Source organism: Spirosoma jeollabukense, assembly GCF_054777855.1.
Map to the genome: position 1 here is coordinate 125,809 of NZ_BAAHAD010000001.1, position 20,873 is coordinate 146,681.

Consider the following 20,873-nt stretch of genomic DNA (forward strand, 5'->3'; position numbering starts at 1 on the left):
ATTCAGGATAAGCCAATTTCTTATCTGCGAATTTGTACCGCCGTGAATCAAACCCTTTTATTGATTACTCCGCCTTTTACGCAACTGAACACCCCGTATCCGGCGACGGCTTACCTGAAAGGGTTTCTGCACACCAAAAACATTCCGGCCTACCAGGCTGATTTAGGGATTGAGGTCATTCTGGCCTTATTTTCCAGCAAAGGCCTGACATCCATGTTTGCGGCTCTGGAAGCCGCTGAGGCTGAACTGTCCGACAATAGCTACCGCATTTGCCAGCTACAGGACGATTACATCAGCACGATTGATCCGGTGATTCGGTTCCTGCAAAACAAAAATCCAACCCTCGCGCACAGCATCTGCGACCGAACGTATCTGCCCGAAGCCTCGCGCTTTGCGCAGTTAGAAGAACTGGACTGGGCTTTTGGAACAATGGGACTCCATGATAAAGCGCGGCATCTCGCTACGTTATATCTCGAAGATTTGAGCGATCTGATCCAGGAAGCCGTTGATCCTCATTTCGGCTTTAGCCGCTACGCCGAACGGTTGGGCCGATCGGCCACGCATTTCGATGAGTTGCACGAAGCCTTGCAAGCGCCTGACACAAAGATATCGGCTATTCTGGTTGGGATTCTGGAACAGAAAATTCAGCAATGGCAGCCAAACGTCGTGTGCCTGACAGTTCCTTTTCCCGGCAATTTGTATGGCGCACTCACCTGTGGCAAATACCTGAAGCAACATCATCCTGACATAAAAATCGTGATGGGTGGAGGCTACGCAAACACCGAACTCCGTTCCCTGACCGAACCCCGCGTCTTTGATTATGTGGATTTTATTTGTCTCGATGACGGGGAAGCGCCACTCCTCTCCTTGCTGGAACATCTATCAGGCCAGCGCGAACGGAGTCAACTAAAGCGGGTGTTTGCCCGAACGAATGGCGTGGTGACGTATCATAACGGTGCCCGCGAGAAAGACGTACCACAACGCGAAACCGGTACGCCCAATTACCGCGACCTTCCTTTGCATGATTACCTGTCGGTCATTGAAGTCGTCAACCCGATGCATCGACTGTGGAGTGATGGTCGCTGGAATAAACTGACGCTGGCCCACGGTTGTTATTGGGGTAAATGTTCATTCTGCGATATTACGCTGGATTACATTAAACGCTACGAGCCCGTTACGGCCTCGCTCCTCGCCGACCGGATCGAAGAGATTATCGAGCAGACGGGTCAGCATGGATTTCACTTCGTTGACGAAGCCGCACCGCCCGCCCTCATGCGCGAGCTGGCGCTGGAAATTATCCGGCGGAAGTTAACCGTGACCTGGTGGACGAACATTCGATTTGAAGCCAGTTTTACGCCAGACCTCTGCACGTTGCTGAAGGCATCAGGCTGTATTGCCGTGTCGGGTGGCCTGGAAGTGGCGTCCGACCGCTTGCTGGATCGCATGAAAAAGGGCGTGACGGTAGCGCAGGTGGCCCGCGTCGCCGATGCGTTTACCCAGGCTGGCATCATGGTTCATGCCTATCTGATGTATGGTTTTCCAACGCAAACGATCCAGGAAACGGTCGATTCACTGGAGATGGTCCGTCAATTGTTCATGAACGGCGTAGTTCAGTCGGGCTTCTGGCACCGGTTTGCCATGACCGCCCACAGCCCTGTTGGCGTTGACCCGGCCGCTTTCGACGTCATGCAGATCGGCCCTGCCGTCGCGACGGACCGTTCTGTCATTTTTGCCGATAATGACCTGGAACACACGGACCCGACCGGTGCCGACCACGATCTATTTTCGGAGGGCTTACGCAAGTCGCTGTTTAACTACATGCACGACGTAGGGTTCGACCTGCCGCTCCAAAAATGGTTTACGTTTACCATACCTGCTACGTCCATTCCTCCGCGTTACATTGAGAAAGCAATCAGCCAGAACCCTGACAAAGACCCACGCCCAAATGCTTTTGTTATCTGGCCGGGTAAGCTACCAAGCATGGAAGTATTCGAGTTGCAGAAAGGTCGAAAGGTGGTCGAGATGGCTGAATTGGAATTCTACAGCAAACAAGGTCAATGGCTACTCGAAACGCCCGTTACCTTAAGTAAGTGGTTGCTGGACGTACTACCCAAACTCATAATCGGTCCACATGAGCCTTATTCATTCGCCCAACTAAAAACCGATTTCGAAGCCGATCAGCCCGGAAGTTTTGACACCTTTATTCAATCGCCAACCTGGGCAAAGCTCCGGGAACATGGCTTGCTCATTGTTTGATTTTCGGTTGGCAGCCTATTGTTTGGCGTAGTCATTGTTTAGCGCAGTCATTGTTTGGCGTAGTCTCCGACTACGTCACGGCGTTATCCGGTCTCCGACCGGAATACTATTGTCAAAATAATACGATGACAGCTTACCAGACCGGTCGGAGACCGGGTAACACCATGACGTAGTCGGAGACTACGCCAAACAATGACTACGCCAAACTACCGCCTAACAAAAAGCGCGAAACGGAAGCCGTTTCGCGCTTTTTGTTATACCATTACAAGCCTATTTCTGCTGCTCGTACTTATCCTTGTAGGTCTTGTACAACCGCTTGTGCCGATCGTCCAGGTTGACTTTGCGGCCTTGAATAAATACCTGTTCGATTATGTTCGTACGCATGTCTAGCGCATCCCCCGCCGACACGAATAAGGTCGCCTGTTTACCTTTTTCCAACGTACCAACGAGCTTGTCGATACCCAGAATTTTGGCTGTGTTCGAGGTAACCATTTTCAGCGCTTCTTCACGATCCGTGACGCCGAAGCCAGCGGCAGTGCCTGCCAGAAACGGCAGGTTACGGGTCCGCCACCATTCGTCTGCATAACTCAGGCCAACCAGTACGCCCGCCTTTTGCAGGATACCCGGCATCCGGTAAGGCAGGTCCACGTCTTCGTCTTCGCGGTTGGGCAGCCGGTGCAGGCCGCTCAGAATAACCGGCACGTTATTATCCTTCAGGAACGTAGCTACTCGGTTAGCTTCTTCGCCCCCAACGATCACCACTTTGGGCACACCCATCGACTTCGCGAACGTAACGGCCTCAATGATGTCTTTGCCATAATCAGCCCGGACGTACAAGTTCTGTTTACCCGAAAACAGGCCGCGCATAGACTCCAGTTTGAGGTTACTGGGCGTCGGATTTGGCAAGGCGGCATACGCTTTGGCGTCGGCAAACGTGCTTTTCAAGGCATCAATCGCCTGGGTGCGTTTGTCGTTTTTCTTGATTTCGGTTGTAAAATCCTCGAAGTTGAAATTACGGGCGAAATAGGTTGGCCAGTTGAGCCAGATGCCATCATCTTTTACCAGCGCAGCATCTTCCCAGTTCCAGCCGTCGGCCAGCATCACACTTGAACTCCCCGAAACCGTGCCACCCTGGGGCATCGCCTGGGTAATCAACACACCGTTATTACGTATCGTCGGAATGATTTCAGAATCGGTGTTGTAGGCAATCAGCGACCGAATGTTGGGATTCAGAATGCCAATTTCCTGCTTATCCACCGTCGCCCGGACAGCGCCCGTTTCCTGCAAACCCACCGTCGATGCGGGGGAAATAATTCCTGGATAAACGTGCTTGCCCGATACGTCGATCACCTCGACGTCGGTAAGGTTGAGTTTGACGAGCGTACCGTCAACGACATTGGTGATGACTCCGTTACTGAAGAGCACGATGCCATTTGGGATCACCTGTCCGTTGCCAACGTGAACCGTACCGCTCATCAGCGCGATGGTTTTAGTCTGCGGCCTTGCCGGAGCCGGATTTTGACCGTAACTCGTGAGTACCGTCAGGGCTAATATTGGAATTAGTAGTTTTTTCATGTTTTTTCAGTTTACGGTATTCGGTTTGTGGTATACGGTAGGTTGATGCGCGAACCTGCTGACGCGTCAGCCCACTGTATACCGCAAACCGTAAACCCTATTTCCCTTCCTCCTCGCCTTCTGCCAGAACACCTTCAACGTCTTCGCAATGCCACATCCGAGCCCGCTTGAACGTCGGTTTCGTGGTCGAAGCGCCACCGGATTTTGCGGCCAGCATTTTCTGGATCAGGCGTCCCCGTTCAGCCTGCATGGCATCCCGTTTCGGATCTTCGTCCCTGAGGCTAAAGTAGATAGCGCCGTCAATCATCGTGATTTCAGGGCGGGCGTAGATGGCCAGCGGGCTTGCATTCCACAGCACCAGATCGGCATCTTTACCCACTTTAACACTCCCCATGTGACTATCCAGGTGCAGCAGTTTAGCGGGATTCAGCGTCACCATTTTCCAGGCATCTTCTTCGGTCATGCCCCCGTATTCGACCGTTTTAGCCGCTTCCTGATTCAATCGGCGGGCCATTTCGGCATCGTCGGAGTTAATCGAAACCGTTACGCCCTGGCGGTGCATGAGAGCCGCGTTGTAGGGAATCGCATCGTGTACTTCCATTTTGTACGCCCACCAGTCGGCGAACGACGAACCACCCGCGCCATGCTTCGCCATCTTGTCGGCCAGTTTGTAGCCTTCCAGAATGTGCGTAAACGTATTGACCTTAAAGTGCAGGGAATCAGCCACTTTAAGCAGCATGTTAATTTCAGACTGCACATAGGAGTGACACGTAATGAAGCGTTTGTTAGCCAGAATTTCGGCTAGCGCGTCGAGTTCAATATCCCGGCGGGGGGCAATGGCAGCCGCTTTCTCTTTAGCACTTAATTTGTTATAAGCCGCCCAGCCAGCCGCGTATTCTTTGGCCCGCGTGAAGTGGTCCATATACACTTGCTCAACCCCCATACGGGATTGCGGAAAACGCGTCAGCACACCCGGATTCGGGTAATTTGCTTGTTTTACGTTCTCACCCAGGGCGAACTTGATAAACCCGTCAGCGCCTTTGATCAGCATGCCTTCAGCCGGTTCACCCCATTTCAATTTCACAATCGCCGACTGACCACCAATGGCATTGGCCGAGCCGTGAAGCAACTGCGATGCCGTGACACCACCCGCCAACTGACGGTAAATGTTGATGTCGTCCGGGTTGATAACGTCCGCCATCCGCACCTCGGCTGAACTCGACTGCCCGCCTTCATTGATCGACATCAAAGCGATGTGGGAATGTTCGTCGATGATGCCGCTGGTGAGGTGTTTACCCGTTCCGTCGATAACTTTGACATCAGCCGGAACGGGGAGGCCTTTACCAACTTTAGAAATCTTACCGCCCGTAACGAACACGTCAGCACCTGTCAGAATGCCGTCTTTTTCGTTCGTCCAGACCGTCGCGTTACGTATCATAACGGTTTCCGCTTTCGGCTTCTGGGCATTGCCCATCCCCACAAACGGATACATTACCGTTGCCAGTGCGGTCGTACTTGCCGGAGCGGCCGTTGTTGAGGTTGCCGATGTAGACGCAGGTGCCGTACCCGAACGCTCTGCCGACCACGTAATAAGCTTGCCATCTGGTGTTTCGCCATCCCCTTTGATTGTCGTTCCGGTGCGATAACCCGTCAGGCGCGTAGTACCCGGCTTTTTCTTGTCCAGTTGAACCTGAATCGAAATCAGATCGCCGGATAAGGCCACTTTGGGCGTTATCTTGACTGTATCGATCAGAATCTGGTAGTCAGGCTTCTCGATCGACTTGCCCGTGATGTTCAGTTTCAGGTTGGATTGCGTACCAACCGTCATGTTCCAGGTTCCTCGGAAATCGGCGGCATCTTTGTTGGTCACGATGTACTGCTTGCCCCGCATCCAGTTCTCATAGATCACATTGTCGGCGCTGAACAGATTGCCGGACGTAATGATAAAGTTCGCCAGGCGCCCTTTTCGCAACGTACCAAGCTGATCGTCAACCCGAATCAACTTGGCGGGTACGGTCGTCAACGCGGCCAGCGCTTTCTCTTCCGACAGCCCATTGTCAATTGCCTTGCGGAGATTGGCCCAGAAATCAGCCTTGTTTTTAAGCCCTGCCGTTGTCAACGCAAACGGAACGGCTGCCTTTGCCAGAAATCCGGCATTCATGGGCGCCATCTCCCAGTGCTTGAGTTCAGCAATCGATACGTTGTCAGCGTCCCAGGCATCTTCGACATCGTAGGCCTGCGGGAAATTTAACGGTACGATCAGCGAGGCACCCGTGGCTTTCACTTCGTCAATGCGCTGATATTCATCACCCGAACTCCGGATAATGTACTGAACACCAAACTCATCACCGATTTTGTCGGCCCGAATGATACCCAGTTTATCATTAGCCTCAAAAATGGCGGGCAGAGCCTGATTCCGGTTAAAAGCCTCCAGCGACATGTTCGCCTGCTCCTTACTACCGCCCTTTTTATACCAGTCGGCATCATACATCGCCTGACGGATGAGGGCGACTACGCCCATCATCGAGTTTGGGTACTGTTGCCCCGACGAACCTTTGCTGAATGAATAGTGCGCCGTAACGTTTGGCTTCAGCACCACTATATTTTCGCGGTCATCGGCGAGGGTTACCAACGCGCCCGTACCCCGTGCAATACCATCATGCTGATGCGTCAGCACCGCGCCAAAACCCAGCTTACGCAGTTCATCGGCTTTGGTTGGATTCGCTTTGAAAATCATACTGGCATCATTCTCAGGCTGAATCGCCTGATTCCAGTAGTAGGCGCCTTTCTTGTTCGATTCCAGTTGTGGCACACCACCCCGGCCACCACCTGGACCGCCCGTGCGGGTCAGTTCGGGCATGCCATAGTCGGAATCAATATCGATCAGGGCGGGGTAGATTCGCTTCCCTTTCAGATCGGCAACGACAGCCCCGGCGGGCAGACTGACATTGGTGCCAACGGCCTCGATTCGACCATCCCGAATAAGCAGCGTTGCGTTTTGTAGTGTCGTTTGAGGATCAACGACAATGGTAGCATTGTTGAAGGCGTATATCCCCGGTCGCTCATCGTAGACGCCATTGCGCGGGAAGGTGGTCTGAGCGGCAGCCGAATACAACAAACCGGCCGTGAACAGGCCAGTCAGGAAATGTTTTATCATGAAATTGACAAGTTGATGATTGGGTTAACCCTCAAAATTACGGAACTAAACACGCTTTCGGACATTTTACCCAAAGAAGATTTTGCAAAATGTATTAATCACAAACGGAGTTTCCCTGGACAATCATTTTGTTGATCCGGTTCACGTTTTCATGCAATTAGTTTATAGTATAATCCCTTGTGATGAAAACTGATTTACCACGTATCTTTTGCCTATGAAAACCAGTTTCTGTATCGTTTTTCTTCTCCTGTTTTTGTCCTGCAGCGATCCAACTCCTGTTCTGCCTTTAGAAATCCAGGGATTCGATGGTAAAGCAGCGTTGGTAACACCGTCCGGCGTGGTGAAATTCAAGTTGAATCAGGCGGCCAAATGGCGAACTACAGGCGGAGAGGTAAGTCAGGACCAGAACAATATGCTCACTTATGCAGCACCGGCCACGTCAGGCATGCAACAGGTGATTATTAAACACCCGGATAATCCGTCCGACAGTCTGGTGCTTTCTATTGCCGTTACACCCAGTGCGGCCCTTTTCCAATTGCTACGTAGCGGCAACAACGTCCTGATTTTCCGCCATGCCGCAGCCGATGTAGGTAGTGATCAAACCGCTTCGGCAGTGCCCGACTGGTGGAAATCCTGCGACTCGAAGCTGGCCCGTCAGTTAAATAATCAGGGAGTGCAGGATGCCGCTAACATTGGCAAAACAATCAAACGGCTCGACATTCCTATAGGTCGAATGCTCTCCAGTGAATTTTGCCGGGCTTTTACCACGGCTTCACAAATGGCGACCGGACTGGCCATTCAGCAGACGAACGAGTTGACACTAACGGTTTATGATGAAGCAAATCGCTGCGATAACACGCTCAAGTTGGCCGCCAGTCAGCCCCGCGATACAAAAAACACAATTTTCGTTACGCATACGGGTATACGGGTTCAACAACCTGATTGTGATCTGCTGAATAAGCTGCAATGGGGCGATGCGGCACTATTTACCATAAATGAAAACAAAACCACTATGTATGCAGGAACAATTCCGGTGAAAGACTGGACAGATTTAGCTCAGTAAACCCCCATCAATTATGAATATGTTTTTGTGACGTAAAACATGGCGTTGAGCGAGTAAAGGATCTCCGGAAATCAGCCTGCAACATTCAGCTATTTTTTTGCGTTTGGATGAGCAACGTGTTAGCTTGTTACGGTTGACGACACTTCTCTGTTTCCTACTTTTGTTGACTTCCTTAGTACTACCCCATGAAATGCCGGATCAGTTTATTTGTGGGGCTACTACTACTTGTATCCGTACTGACCACTTACTGCGCTGCCCAGGCGCAGTTACCGGATTCGTCAGGCGAGAAATACGATTCACCGACCACGCCTAAAGTTGTTCACTATCAGGATATTGCCGATTTGGTCAAACGCTGGTGTCCACGCCTGCCAATTACTCCACACGACTCCGCGGCCCTGCGCGAAGGCAAGCATTTTCTGCTGGTGATTCCACAGGTTGGCTATACGTTACAAACGCGAGGATTAGTAGCGGTGCTGGTGAACGCAGCCTTTCGCAATCCAAGAGCTAACATGTCGTCGGTAACCAGCCAGCTTTCCTATACGCAGAATGGGCAGGTCATTTTCACCAACAGCTCATCAATCTGGCTGCCCGATAATCGCCTTCTATGGACCAACGACTGGCGGCTTATGCATTACCCACAGGCTACCTATGGGTTGGGTATGTATACCTCCACCGACCGGATAATCAACATGGATTACGCCTACCTCCGGCTATATCAGGGTTTACTACGTCAGCTGGCGCCTAATTTCTATGTGGGTATTGGGTATCATCTGGATCTCCACTGGAACGTACAAAGTTACGCGCGCGACCGGGAGCTGACCCGTATTTCGCGGTATCCATACGGCGTCGAAGGGCGATCTGTTTCCTCTGGTCCGACATTGCACGTAGTATATGATAATCGACGGAACGCCATAAATCCATCCGGAGGCTTGTATGCCAATGCGGTGCTGCGGGCGAATGAAGTCTTTTTGGGCAGCGACAATACGTATCAGTCGCTCCTGGTGGAGACGCGCAAATACGTTCACTTGCCTATATCGTCGGATAACATACTGGCGCTCTGGTCGTATAATTCCCTGACTTTAAGTGGCAATCCGCCCTTTCTGGACCTACCCAGTACGGGCTGGGATAGCAGCGGAAACATGGGACGTGGCTTTATTCAGGGGCGTTTTCGGGGTAAGAACCTGCTGTATGTCGAAAGTGAATACCGTTTCCACATCACGACCGACCGCTTGTTGGGCGGGGTCATCTTTGCCAACGCCCAAACCGTAACGGAGCAGCCCAGCGGGAATTTCGAAAAAATCGTCCCAGCTGTTGGCGCGGGTTTACGGCTCAAAATGAACAAAGTATCCCGCACAAACCTCTCCATTGATTACGGCTTCGGTATGGACGGCTCCCATGGCTTGTTTTTCAATTTAGGCGAAGTATTTTGAGGATCGATTGTGTGTCCATTCCGTGACAAACATACGAGCGGCCATCAGTGTGAAACCACTATCTTTTCGTTTAATCAAGGGCAGTAACCTAAAAAATGGGCTTAACAATCAAATCCGCTTTACCCGATACGTCCATTTCGCCTTTTGTGCACAGCTTCTGGATGGTGGAGAACAAGACGGAAAAAGACATTCCGTCAATTGTACTGCCAAATGGAATGGTTGATCTGTCTCTCATGAAAATAAAGGCAGCGAATTGGGACATGGTACTCAGGGGTATTGACACGATGCCCAGCCAGGTAACCATCACAGCAGGCACGACACTGTTTTCGATTGGTTTCAAGTTATTGGCGGTGGAATACTTGTTTGGAAACTCCGTGAAAGATGTGCTGAATGAAGCGCAGCATATGCCAAATGATTTCTGGCAATTTGAAGCCGCTGACATGAACAGCCTGGAGAGCTTTTGCCGCAAGGCCACAAAAAAAATAAAAACGATTTCAACGGAAACTATCGACAGCCGAAAGAAGAAATTATTCGACCTTATTTATGCGTCTCATGGCACAATGACCGTGAAAGAACTTTCCGAAAACGTGTATTGGAGTAGTCGTCAAATCAATCGGTACTTCAATCAACAGTTTGGCATTTCACTCAAAGGCTATTGCAACATTCTTCGTTTCGGCGCTTCATTCAAAAACCTCAGCGAAGGCAACCTTTTCCCAGAACACAGTTTCACCGATCAGACTCATTTCATCAAAGAAATCAAGAAGTATTCGGGCGTTACACCCAAAGAGTTAAGCAGAAACAAAGAGGAACGTTTCATCAACATGGCTGCCATCAAAAAGCTTCCTTCGCCAAACGGCTGATTTTTACTATTTCATCTCTTACTCCCTCCTCAATTTTGCATCAACCGTAAACGATGCAAAATCATGTTACTAAGAAATAAAAAGATAGCCATCATTGGTGCCGGCCCCGTTGGGCTGACACTGGCACGATTACTACAACAAAAAGGAGTCGATGTAACCGTTTACGAACGGGACAAAAACGCACAAACCAGAATTTCGGGTGGCACATTAGACCTGCATAAAGGTTCAGGGCAGGATGCACTGAAAAAAGCAGGATTGCTGGAGCGTTATTATGCGCTGGCCATCCCCATGGGACGAACCGTGGCTGACGAACAAGGCAACGTATTGTTTTCTAAAAAAACGGCACCCGAAGAGCAATATGATAACCCTGAGATAAACCGAACCGATTTAAGGCAACTACTGCTTGACAGTTTAACAAGCGATACCGTCGTTTGGGACAGAAAATTCACAGAGCTTGAAGTGCAAAACGGCCAATGGCTTTTGCATTTTGAACATAATGCAAAGGCAACCGCGGATGTTGTTATCGGCGCAAACGGAGGCATGTCGAAGGTAAGAGAACAGGTTACGGATGCCGCAATCGAATACACCGGAACGCTCATTTTACAGGGCGACGTAGTGCAACCGGAAACGACATGCATGGAGTTCTACCAACTATGCAACGATACGATATTGATGGCCGCACACCAGGGTATCTCGCTAGTAGCCAACCCACGTAATGGCAGACTACTGAGCTACAACGTAATGTTTCAGACCCCCGAAGGATGGAATGATGCAAACAGATTAAACTTTCAGGATAAAGACAGTATAGCTTCGTTTCTTTTAAACAGACTTTCTGATTGGGGTGAATGGTATAAACAATTATTCCGCTCAACATCTTCTTTTAGGCTATGGCCAACGAGAAAAATACCGGTAGACAAGCCCTGGAAAAATAATCGTCCCTTGCCTGTAACGCTCGTTGGCGATGCCGCCCACATCATGCCGCCTTTTGCAGGTCAGGGCGTCAATATCGGACTGATGGATACATTGATTTTATCCGATAACTTGACTAACGGAAATTTTGCAACCCTGGAAGCGGCTATCAAGGACTATGAACAACAAATGCTGGTCTATGCAACCGAAGCGCAACTGGAGACAAGCCGGAATGAAATAGCCATGCATCGTCCCGACTTTTCTTTCGAACCGTTTTATCAGTAAGTCACCAATGATCTTGCGTAAGATGCTACGTCGGCAGTGGCTGGTTAGGATATAGGGTTTCCCGGCTTTAGTGTATCCACGGGTTTCAGCCCGTATTTCATTTCCTTTACGCACGGGCTGAAGCCTGTGGATACACCAATGCGAACCTCTTTTCCGTCTCTGATATTCCTGCTTTGTCTTGCACTTTCTTCCTATGCACAACCAACGCCACAAACCAGCCGCCCCTGGACGTACTGGTGGTGGATGGGCAGCGCCGTTAATGAAGCAGATATCACAAAGCAACTAGAGCAGTTTTCGGGAGCGGGGCTCGGGGGCGTTCATATAATCCCGATCTATGGCGTGCATGGCTACGAAAAACAGTTTATTCCGTTTCTGGGGGAGCGCTGGCTGGCCGTATTTGCCCACACCGTCCGCGAAGCTGACCGGCTTGGTATGGGTGTTGACCTGACAACCGGCACGGGCTGGCCGTTTGGCGGACCGAACGTAACGGCGGCTACAGCGGCAAAGAAATGGGGCATTGCGGATGGTAAGCTGACAACCGGGTTAACAAAACAGCAGGTAAAACGGGCGGCTCCCGGTGGGGCTGGATTGGTGGTTGATTATTTCGACAAAACGGCTGTCCAACAGTACCTTACCCGCTTCGACTCGACACTGGTCCATCTGCCGCAAAAACCAAGAGCCGTTTACAATGATTCGTATGAAGTATACGGCGCAAACTGGACAACCAAGTTTGCCGACGAATTTCGGAACCGGCGCGGCTACGACCTGAACAGCCAACTACCCGCGTTTCTGGATTCGACGGGTATCGATGCGGGGGTATGGGTGAAGCAGGATTTTCATCAGACACTTTCCGACCTGTTGCACGATGGCTTTACCGCTACCTGGACCAGCTGGGCCCGTGGCAACGGCTATAAAACCCGCAACCAGGCCCACGGATCGCCGGGTAATTTGCTGGACCTGTATGCCCTTAGCGACATTCCCGAAACCGAATCCTTTGGTAGCAGCCGCTTCCCGATTCCAGGACTTCGCGTAGATGAATACTATGACGTTGAGCGCTTCGGGACACCCCACCCGCTGGCCATGAAGTTTGCCTCGTCGGCCGCGAACCTGACCGGCAAGCCGCTGGTGAGTTCGGAGACAACGACCTGGCTGGCCAATCATTTTCACGTATCACTGTCGCAGATCAAGCCCCAGATCGACGAGTTGTTTACGGCCGGTATCAATCACACTTTTTACCACGGCACGAACTATTCTCCCGCGTCCGAAGTCTATCCCGGCTGGCTATTTTATGCTTCAACGCATTATGGACCAACATCGCATTTCTGGCCGCATTTCCCGCTGCTAAACCAGTACATCGAACGTTGCCAGCGTCGGTTGCAACGGAGCCAGTCCGACAACGACGTACTGGTTTATTTCCCCATTCACGACCTTTGGGCGACACCAGCGAAGTCGGCGGGTGGTATTCATCAACTGGAAGTGCACCATGTGGAGCGTTGGCTCCTGCTTCAGCCATTTGGCAAGCTGGGCGAGCAACTGCTGCACGGTGGTTATTCCTTCGATTATGTATCGGACAATCTGCTCCGCAATCTGACGGTTGATCGGCAGGGCCAGCTAAAAAGTGGTGCCGCTACGTATCGGGTTCTGCTGATTCCGCGCACTACGTACATGCCTGAGACGACACTGGCGCACCTGGAGAAACTGGCCAAACAGGGCGTCCGGATTGTATTTGCCGATCAGATGCCGCAACAGGCAGCGGGTTTTTATCAGCATCAGCGTCGTTCATTGCAAGTGCAGCAGCGAGGAAAAGTACTACGTCAGCTTCGTTCGGTGTCCGTGAGTAATCACGTCTTCCAAACGCTCGATCGTCTTGGCGTTCGTCCTGAAAAGCTGGCTCCGGCGGGTTTGTCCTTCATCCGCAAAAAAAATGGTGATACCACGCAGTACTTTATCACGAACCTCGGCGATCGGTTCCGCGAGGGCTGGATTCCGCTGTCAGCAACGGGCGCAACGACTGGCTACGATCCCCTGACGAATCAGATAGTGTCGGTACCAGTGAGAAAAAACCAGGCTGGACAGCACGAAGTGTTTCTGCGGATTGCACCGGGACAATCGTGTTTTGTGAACGTAATAAAAACGGCCAATCCACCTGTAACGCCAGTAACCCAAACGAGGCAAGCCGATGCATTGACTGTGGCAGTAGTCGGCCCCTGGCAACTCCAGTTTCGGGCGGGTAAACCGAAAGTACCAACCGTCTATTCGTTGCCACAACTCGTTTCGTGGACGACATTGAGCGATTCGACTTCCTATTTTTCGGGACAAGCGCACTACGTTACAACCGTCAACATACCGACTACCGCCGATACCAGTCAGGCTTATACGCTTGATCTGGGCGATGTGCGCGAAGTGGCCGAAGTACAATTGAACGGACAGCCGCTTGGAACGGCCTGGTGTATACCTTTCCAGGTACAGATTCCCACCAACCGGCTCCGGCATGGGGCGAATCAACTGGAGATCGACGTAACGAATCTGTCAGCCAATTACATGCGGCTGTATGACCGGCAAAACCCCGGCTGGAAGAAATTCTACGACATCAACATTGTCGACATTCGCTATCAACCGTTCGATGCGTCGACGTGGGAACCCATGCCATCGGGCTTGCTTGGCCCAATCCAGTTGACAACTATGCCCTGATGGCATGTTGGGTTGATACGCTTTTTCGTTATATTTGTTTCAAATCAAACGAAACGTCTCGGCGTCGCGTATGACTTGCGACGGTTTGCTGGCCGGGAAGTTAAGGTCAGCGGTTTTTCACATTCACTATCGGACCGCCGAAGCGGCTGCTACCTTACTTTGACATTTCAGGAATTTAATCTCCACGACGACCTGCTGGCCGGGGTGGACGCCATGAATTACTTAAAGGCTACTCCCATTCAGGAGATGGCCATTCCCAAAATCCTCGAAGGGCGCGACCTCATTGCCAGTGCCCAGACCGGTACCGGCAAAACGGCTGCCTACCTTATTCCCCTGCTCGACCGAATTTCTCACGCCGACCACGACCACACCAGCACGCTTATTCTGGTGCCGACGCGTGAGCTGGCCAAGCAGATTGACGAACAGGTAGAAGGCTTTGGGTATTTCGTGCAGGCGAATAGCATCGCCATTTACGGCGGAGGCAAAGGCGACGATTGGGACAAACAACGGAAGGCGCTCGAAACGGGCGCCGACATTATTATCGCCACGCCGGGACGACTCATTGCCCACATGCAACTTGGCTACGTCAAGTTTGATAGAATCGACTACCTGGTGCTCGATGAGGCCGATAAGATGCTCGACATGGGCTTTTCGGACGACATTATGAACATCGTCGAGAAAATCCCGAGTAAGCGACAAACGTTGCTTTTCTCGGCAACGATGCCCAACAAAATCCGGGAGTTTTCGAAGAAGATCTTAATCGATCCCGAAGAAATCAGGCTGGCCGTATCGAAACCGGCAGCCGGTATTGACCAGCAGTTTTATATGGCCTACGATAGCCAGAAACTGCCATTACTGGCGCATCTGATTAAAACCAGCACGAAGCCCGTGCAGAGTATGGTGCTGTTTACATCGCGAAAGTCAGAAGTAAACAGCATTGTGCGGGCATTGAGCAAACTCGGTTACGACGCGCGCGGCATCAGTTCCGATCTGGAGCAGGACGACCGGGAAGTGGTGCTACGGGATTTTAAAAACAAAGCCTTCCCGATTCTGGTCGCTACTGACGTACTGTCCCGGGGCATCGACATCGACAACCTGACGCACGTTGTTAACTACGACATTCCGCGCGACGCCGAAGATTATGTTCACCGCATTGGCCGAACGGCGCGGGCTGCCACAACGGGCACGGCCATTACGTTCGTGAGTGATCAGGACCAAAACCGGATCGTCAATATCGAACGACTGATTGAGCGCGAAGTTGAAAAACGGTCCATAACGGAAGAGTTGGGCATGGGAAAATCGCCCGAGTTCGACCCGAAACGATTTAGTGGACTACGGGGCAAAGGTTCCCGTGGAAACGCTGGCGCTGGCCGAGGTGGCCGCGATGGAAATCGGGGCGACCGTCGGGCGGGCGGTGGAAGTGCTCCGTCTGGTGAACGTCGCGAAGGCCACAGCGACCGTCGACGTGACCGGAGCGATGACCCAAATCGCCGACCTCGCCCGGAAGAAGGAACGCGTGTTGAGGCACCCGTAAGTGGCGCCGTTGACGTAGCCGCACCAACTCAATTAACTCAATTGGCAACCCCAAACGGGCAGCCATCGGACAAGCCTAAACGTCGGAAAAAACGCCGGAAACCACGCGGTGAAGGGGGCGCTTCGGTATCCCGGCCAAGTCAGCCGACAGATTCTGCCCCAACGGCTGACTAGTTTTTGGTGAATTTGTATAGATAACAGCCCGGAATTATTCCGGGCTTTCTTTTTTGTTATCTTTTGCCCCTAAACAGAACCCGCTTCTTATGACGGCTCTCATGTCCCGCCGAATAACGATACAAACACTTTCCGTAGCGATGGGTGGCTTGTTGGCGCAGTCATCCGGTTTGTTTGCCGAGCCACCTGCTCCGAAGAAATTGGGCGTTGCCCTGGTCGGACTTGGAAACTACGCGACCAAGCAACTGGCTCCGGCACTCCTCGAAACCCAGAACTGCTACCTGGCGGGTATCGTGACGGGCTCGCCCGAGAAGGCCAAAATCTGGGCCGCTACGTATTCTATTCCGGCGAAGAACATCTATAATTACCAGACCTTCGACCAGATTCGGAACAACCCCGATATTGATATAATCTACGTAGTGCTTCCTAATTTTCTTCATGCCGAATACACGATTCGGGCGGCTCAGGCGGGAAAACACGTCATTTGTGAAAAGCCACTGGCAATGAACGCCGATGAAGCCCGCCAGATGATTACGGCCTGCGAGAAAGCGGGCGTTCAGTTGTCGGTTGGGTATCGACTGTATTTTGAACCGCACCATCTGGAAATGCGTCGGCTGGCTGCCGACAAAACGTTTGGGCATGTCAAAGTGATTGAGTCGGGGTTAGGTTTTACCGTGCCGGGGCCAAACTCCTGGCGGCTGGACAAGAAAATCGGGGGTGGTGGGGCCATCATGGATTTAGGCATATATGCCATTCAGGGTGCCCGTCGAACGCTCAATCTGGACCCCATCAGCGTGACGGCGCAGGCCTTTACGTTCGACAAGGTGCACTTCAAAGACATTCATGAAACGGTTTTCTGGCAGTTCGAATTTCCGGGCGGAACGGTAGCCCATTGCAGCACTACGTATTCTTCCTACGTCGACCGGCTTTATGCTACCTGCGAACGCGGTTGGTTTAAGCTTGAGTCAGCCTATAATGCTACTGGAGCACAGGGCATTACGAGTAAAGGTATCATGGACGTACCGGCGCACCAGTATCAACAAATTGCGCAGATTGACGCTTTTGGGCAGGCAATTCGGACGAAAACAAAGCCCGAAGCATCGGGTGAAGAAGGCTGGAAAGATATGAAACTGATTGGGGCGATTCTACAATCCGCCGAAACGGGACGAAAAATTCAGCTCGACTGGGGCAGTTAGAAGCCAGGCAATTTACTTTGCCAATGTACTCTCAGCCCCTTTCTTAACGTAGTATGAGTTTCGGCAATCCGGTCGGTGTGCTCGATCCACTCGTTGATCTCAGCTTGTGGTACCTCTGACGCTACCTGACTAAAGTTCGTACGTTGTTTTACTTTTTATGATTACCTGCTGAATTTTTTGTGCTGTTTTCCTCTTCCAGTAAGCTACGCAGCATGGGTAATAGCTCCTTCCATTCCACGGGTCTGGCGGGTTTAACGATATAGGCATTGGCCGAATAGGTATATACTTCTTTTATATCGTCTGGGTCAGTAGATCGGCTCGTCACCACAACAGGTATACGTTGATATAAAGGGTGGGATTTCAGTGCCTGTAAAACGGCTAATCCTGTTTTTAAACCAGGCAAATACAGGTCTAATAAAATCATTTGAGGTAATTCGGCTTCCGTTTGTATACCAGTGTTCAGCTTGGGCAGAATTTCATTTGCGTCCGAGAGCCAGATAAGGGTAGCTTCCGGAAACTGCTCAAGCAGTACCCATCTCAGGATAAACCACTCATCCGCACTATCTTCAATGACCAGGATGACTGGCTTGCTGGCCTGTGACTCCATACATTCCCGTATATCTATGTCCAGATTTCTTGGCGCCAGGAAATAGGATTCATACACACGAGCTTTGTATTGAGCCAGCCATTGGTCAAACTGCTTTTGATGCGGTCCTTTGTTCTTTTTTAGGCGCATAGCTAACCAAATGTATCTCCATTTATTAAAAGTTCTGATTATATGTACGTTGAAGAACGACCAAAACAATCACATTTAACAAATAGCTGCCCTATCGTGAGGATATGGCCCCAGCTAAATCAATGATAACGAGCGAGTTTGCTCCTCCCTCCCTAGTATTAAACGACCAGACTACATTGTCTCTGACAAGCCAGTACACGTAGTCAAGCTGAGTTCTGTAAGAGTGCCAGCAGTCTACACGACAAAAATGCTTATTTAATTCGTAGTTACCAAGACATATAGACACCCACGCCCCTCACAAAACAGCCACCACTCAAGCGAGTAGTGGCTGTACGTTATGGATCTAATAACTCATCATGGTTAACGGGCAAAACGGCCCATGAAGCCAGATAGACGGCAGATCGTCAAATCCGTGAGCGTACGGGCCAGGCGACTAGACCAGAGAGCGTATCAAGGCTCTTTTGCCCACCCGCCTTCACCTGTTGACGTACTAGACCTCCCTGACATCGACGCTCCGGAATTTACCATTCCGGCTACGTTCCCAAACCCAGTCTGCCCTGGTTGTCATGACCAAACCGACTGACAAACGAAGCGATAAATAATCGCTGAACGCTATCTTTGTAAATAGCCCTTTGCTAGCAACCATGCGCCTTATTGACTAGCTTTGGCAATGCCCTTAAAGCAGGAATCAAGCCTAACCGGTGTAGATTGGTTTTGAACCACGCTCTCCGTTCGGATTCAACCAAATGATTCTTTGTTGATTTTGATGTGAACCAGTCGGTGTCCATTAACAATTTTCTATTCAGTAAAAACCATGAAAAGACTATTCTATTTAGCGCTGGCGCTGTTGGTGACAGGAGCCTGTCAGCGCGTTTCTATCCCGACGACAAAACGTGTCGTTCTGACCGGCATCGACGTATCAAAAAAACCTGGAGACGACTTTTTTACCTACGCCAACGGCATTTGGAACGATACCGCCCGCATACCGGCCAGTCAAACCGGTGTTGGGTCGTATTCCTTTATGAATTACCCCCAGCGCATCCGGCTGCAAGCCATTCTTGACAGTATTTCGGCAAGCCAGCATCCAGCCGGGAGTATCGAACAAAAGGTAGGCGATTTCTATGCGTCAGGCATGGACACAGCTACCATTAACAAACGCGGGTATGAACCCATCAAGCCCCTGCTCGCCCGCATCGATGCCGTGATGGATGCCCCTTCATTGCTAAAATTAGTGGCTGACGAACAAAAAACAGGAAATCGGTCCATCATTGGTTTTTACGTAGGTCCTGACAATAAGCAGAGTACGATCAATATTGCGCAGTTTGGTCAGACCGGCATTGGCTTACCGGAACGGGATTATTATGTCAAGACCGATTCGGCAACTCGCTCCATTCAAAACGCATACCGAAGTTATCTCACCCGCTTGTTTGAATTGATTGGCACAGAGCCCACGGATGCCCGGAAAAACGCAACCGTTGTCTACGCCATTGAAAACCAATTCGCCCTGGCCCATCGAACCAATATTGAGCGCAGGGATGTTAAGGCGAATTACAACAAACTGTCGGTCGCAGACCTGTCACAAAAGCAGCCTACTCTAAGCTGGACTACGTTGTTGAACAACTTAGGCGTAAAGGCGGATTCGGTCAACGTAGGCCAACCGGCTTATTATGATCAGTTGAATACGATGTTAACATCCGTTCCCATCGATGACTGGAAAGTCTATTTAAAAGCGCATGCGCTGACCAATTATGCGAATCTCTTAAGCCAGCCGTTTGTGGATGCATCGTTTGCCTATGCAAAAATTCTGACTGGACAAGCCGTTAAGAAAACAAGGGCCGAAGAAATGACCCAGGCGGTTGATGGCTCGCTGGGCGATGCCCTGGCCCAGTTGTATGTGAAAAAGTATTTTCCCGAAGCGGCCCGGAAACGGATAGCCGCCCTGGTCGACAACCTCAAAACAGCCTTTGAAGCCCGCATCAACAAGCTGGACTGGATGAGCGACTCCACCAAGGCAAAGGCCAAAGAAAAACTCTATGCCTTCAATCAGAAAATCGGGTATCCGGATAAATGGCGGGATTACTCGACAGTGGCCGTAAAAAGAGGTGGTTACTTTGAAAACCAGTTGGCGGCTACTAAAAATGAGTACAGCTACAACCTGGCTAAAGTGGGCCAGCGGGTCGACCGAACGGAGTGGCATACCACTCCGCCTACCGTAACGGCTTACAATAATCCTCCGCTGAATGAAATTGTTTTCCCGGCTGGCATCTTACAATCCCCTTATTTCGATGTGAATGCCGATGATGCGCTGAACTATGGCGGCATTGGTATGGTGATTGGGCACGAAATAACCCACTCGTTTGACGATCAGGGCGCCCAATTTGATAAAGACGGCAACGTAACAAACTGGTGGACCAAAGCGGACTACGCCAAATTCAAAGCCAGAACCCAACAGGTCATTAATCAATACAATTCGTTTACCGTACTGGATTCCGTGCATGTAAAAGGGGCCTTAACCGTGGGTGAGAACACCGCCGACATAGCCGGAGTTGCCATTGCGTATGACGCCTTCAAATTGACTGAGCAGGGAAAAAGCACGACAAAACTGGATGGATTTACCCCTGATCAACGGTTCTTTATCTCGATAGCCAGGATCTGGCGCGTAAAAACCAGGGATGCGTTTATGGGCATGTATGTCAACACCAATCCACACTCCCCGGCCAAGTGGCGCGTGAACGGCCCGCTGATGAACTTCACGCCTTTTTACAACGCCTTTAGTGTGCAACCGGGCGACAAAATGTATAAACCTGAAAAAGAACGGATAACCGTTTGGTAAAATCCAACCAGGGGCTTCAATAAACCAGTGAGTTACTCACTGGTTTATTGAAGCCCCTGGTTGATTATCGTTTAGTTAAACGTCGGTTTGCCAATGACATACGACTTGGTATCGACCCATTCGATTCAATCGAATGGTCATTACTATTGACAATTGTATACCTGACGCCCTCGAT

The 20,873-nt window shown here is 50.9% G+C and carries 13 protein-coding genes; 10 read left to right on the forward strand and 3 right to left on the reverse strand.

The features are described 5' to 3' along the window. Nucleotides 1-42: 42 nt before the first annotated feature. The gene (locus ACYVEA_RS00515; protein ID WP_461111332.1) at nt 43-2,256 is read left to right on the forward strand and encodes a B12-binding domain-containing radical SAM protein; all 2,214 of its coding nucleotides are present in this window, start codon (nt 43-45) and stop codon (nt 2,254-2,256) included. Between the two features lie 270 nt (nt 2,257-2,526). Here ACYVEA_RS00515 and ACYVEA_RS00520 read toward each other — a convergent pair whose 3' ends face one another. Together ACYVEA_RS00520 and ACYVEA_RS00525 are read right to left on the reverse strand one after the other, a co-directional pair. Next, the gene (locus tag ACYVEA_RS00520; protein ID WP_461111333.1) at nt 2,527-3,831 is read right to left on the reverse strand and encodes an amidohydrolase family protein; all 1,305 of its coding nucleotides are present in this window, start codon (nt 3,829-3,831) and stop codon (nt 2,527-2,529) included. Between the two features lie 97 nt (nt 3,832-3,928). Next, entirely contained in the window at nt 3,929-6,988 is a 3,060-nt protein-coding gene (locus ACYVEA_RS00525; protein ID WP_461111334.1) for an amidohydrolase family protein, read from the reverse strand. 214 nt (nt 6,989-7,202) lie between these two features. Between ACYVEA_RS00525 and ACYVEA_RS00530 the strand changes: the two genes are divergently transcribed. From ACYVEA_RS00530 to ACYVEA_RS00560, 7 genes are all read left to right on the forward strand, one after another. Further along, the gene (locus tag ACYVEA_RS00530) at nt 7,203-8,051 is read left to right on the forward strand and encodes a histidine phosphatase family protein (RefSeq protein ID WP_461111335.1); all 849 of its coding nucleotides are present in this window, start codon (nt 7,203-7,205) and stop codon (nt 8,049-8,051) included. A 185-nt stretch (nt 8,052-8,236) separates the two neighbouring features. Then, entirely contained in the window at nt 8,237-9,481 is a 1,245-nt protein-coding gene (locus tag ACYVEA_RS00535; RefSeq protein ID WP_461111336.1) for a BamA/TamA family outer membrane protein, read from the forward strand. Nucleotides 9,482-9,576: 95 nt separating this feature from the next. Further along, nucleotides 9,577-10,341 (forward strand): DUF6597 domain-containing transcriptional factor, encoded by a 765-nt coding sequence (locus tag ACYVEA_RS00540; protein WP_461111337.1) that lies wholly within the window; start codon nt 9,577-9,579, stop codon nt 10,339-10,341. A gap of 63 nt (nt 10,342-10,404) precedes the next feature. Further along, a complete protein-coding gene (locus tag ACYVEA_RS00545; RefSeq protein ID WP_461111338.1) occupies nt 10,405-11,535 on the forward strand; it encodes an FAD-dependent oxidoreductase in 1,131 nt (376 codons plus the stop codon). A gap of 138 nt (nt 11,536-11,673) precedes the next feature. Beyond that, on the forward strand, nt 11,674-14,226 hold the full coding sequence (locus ACYVEA_RS00550) for a glycosyl hydrolase (RefSeq protein ID WP_461111339.1): 2,553 nt from the start codon (nt 11,674-11,676) through the stop codon (nt 14,224-14,226). 213 nt (nt 14,227-14,439) lie between these two features. Next, on the forward strand, nt 14,440-15,933 hold the full coding sequence (locus tag ACYVEA_RS00555; protein WP_461112933.1) for a DEAD/DEAH box helicase: 1,494 nt from the start codon (nt 14,440-14,442) through the stop codon (nt 15,931-15,933). An 89-nt stretch (nt 15,934-16,022) separates the two neighbouring features. Continuing rightward, the gene (locus ACYVEA_RS00560) at nt 16,023-17,129 is read left to right on the forward strand and encodes a Gfo/Idh/MocA family protein (RefSeq protein WP_461111340.1); all 1,107 of its coding nucleotides are present in this window, start codon (nt 16,023-16,025) and stop codon (nt 17,127-17,129) included. 148 nt (nt 17,130-17,277) lie between these two features. On the opposite strand, the gene ACYVEA_RS00565 is transcribed toward ACYVEA_RS00560, so the two are convergent. After that, a complete protein-coding gene (locus ACYVEA_RS00565) occupies nt 17,278-17,865 on the reverse strand; it encodes a response regulator (protein ID WP_461111341.1) in 588 nt (195 codons plus the stop codon). A 379-nt stretch (nt 17,866-18,244) separates the two neighbouring features. Here ACYVEA_RS00565 and ACYVEA_RS00570 point away from each other — a divergent pair, with 379 nt between their 5' ends. Further along, nucleotides 18,245-18,448 (forward strand): hypothetical protein, encoded by a 204-nt coding sequence (locus ACYVEA_RS00570; RefSeq protein ID WP_461111342.1) that lies wholly within the window; start codon nt 18,245-18,247, stop codon nt 18,446-18,448. A 231-nt stretch (nt 18,449-18,679) separates the two neighbouring features. Beyond that, entirely contained in the window at nt 18,680-20,698 is a 2,019-nt protein-coding gene (locus ACYVEA_RS00575) for a M13 family metallopeptidase (RefSeq protein ID WP_461111343.1), read from the forward strand. Nucleotides 20,699-20,873 lie beyond the last annotated feature (175 nt).

Bases quoted from the DNA above. Each gene is read 5' to 3' on its own strand.
- ACYVEA_RS00575 (WP_461111343.1), top strand. From the start codon at position 18,680: ATGAAAAGACTATTCTATTTAGCGCTGGCGCTGTTGGTGACAGGAGCC.
- ACYVEA_RS00540 (WP_461111337.1), top strand. From the start codon at position 9,577: ATGGGCTTAACAATCAAATCCGCTTTACCCGATACGTCCATTTCGCCT.
- ACYVEA_RS00530 (WP_461111335.1), top strand. From the start codon at position 7,203: ATGAAAACCAGTTTCTGTATCGTTTTTCTTCTCCTGTTTTTGTCCTGC.
- ACYVEA_RS00560 (WP_461111340.1), top strand. From the start codon at position 16,023: ATGACGGCTCTCATGTCCCGCCGAATAACGATACAAACACTTTCCGTA.
- ACYVEA_RS00555 (WP_461112933.1), top strand. From the start codon at position 14,440: ATGAATTACTTAAAGGCTACTCCCATTCAGGAGATGGCCATTCCCAAA.
- ACYVEA_RS00520 (WP_461111333.1), bottom strand. From the start codon at position 3,831: ATGAAAAAACTACTAATTCCAATATTAGCCCTGACGGTACTCACGAGT.
- ACYVEA_RS00545 (WP_461111338.1), top strand. From the start codon at position 10,405: ATGTTACTAAGAAATAAAAAGATAGCCATCATTGGTGCCGGCCCCGTT.
- ACYVEA_RS00525 (WP_461111334.1), bottom strand. From the start codon at position 6,988: ATGATAAAACATTTCCTGACTGGCCTGTTCACGGCCGGTTTGTTGTAT.
- ACYVEA_RS00570 (WP_461111342.1), top strand. From the start codon at position 18,245: ATGAAGCCAGATAGACGGCAGATCGTCAAATCCGTGAGCGTACGGGCC.
- ACYVEA_RS00565 (WP_461111341.1), bottom strand. From the start codon at position 17,865: ATGCGCCTAAAAAAGAACAAAGGACCGCATCAAAAGCAGTTTGACCAA.
- ACYVEA_RS00535 (WP_461111336.1), top strand. From the start codon at position 8,237: ATGAAATGCCGGATCAGTTTATTTGTGGGGCTACTACTACTTGTATCC.
- ACYVEA_RS00550 (WP_461111339.1), top strand. From the start codon at position 11,674: ATGCGAACCTCTTTTCCGTCTCTGATATTCCTGCTTTGTCTTGCACTT.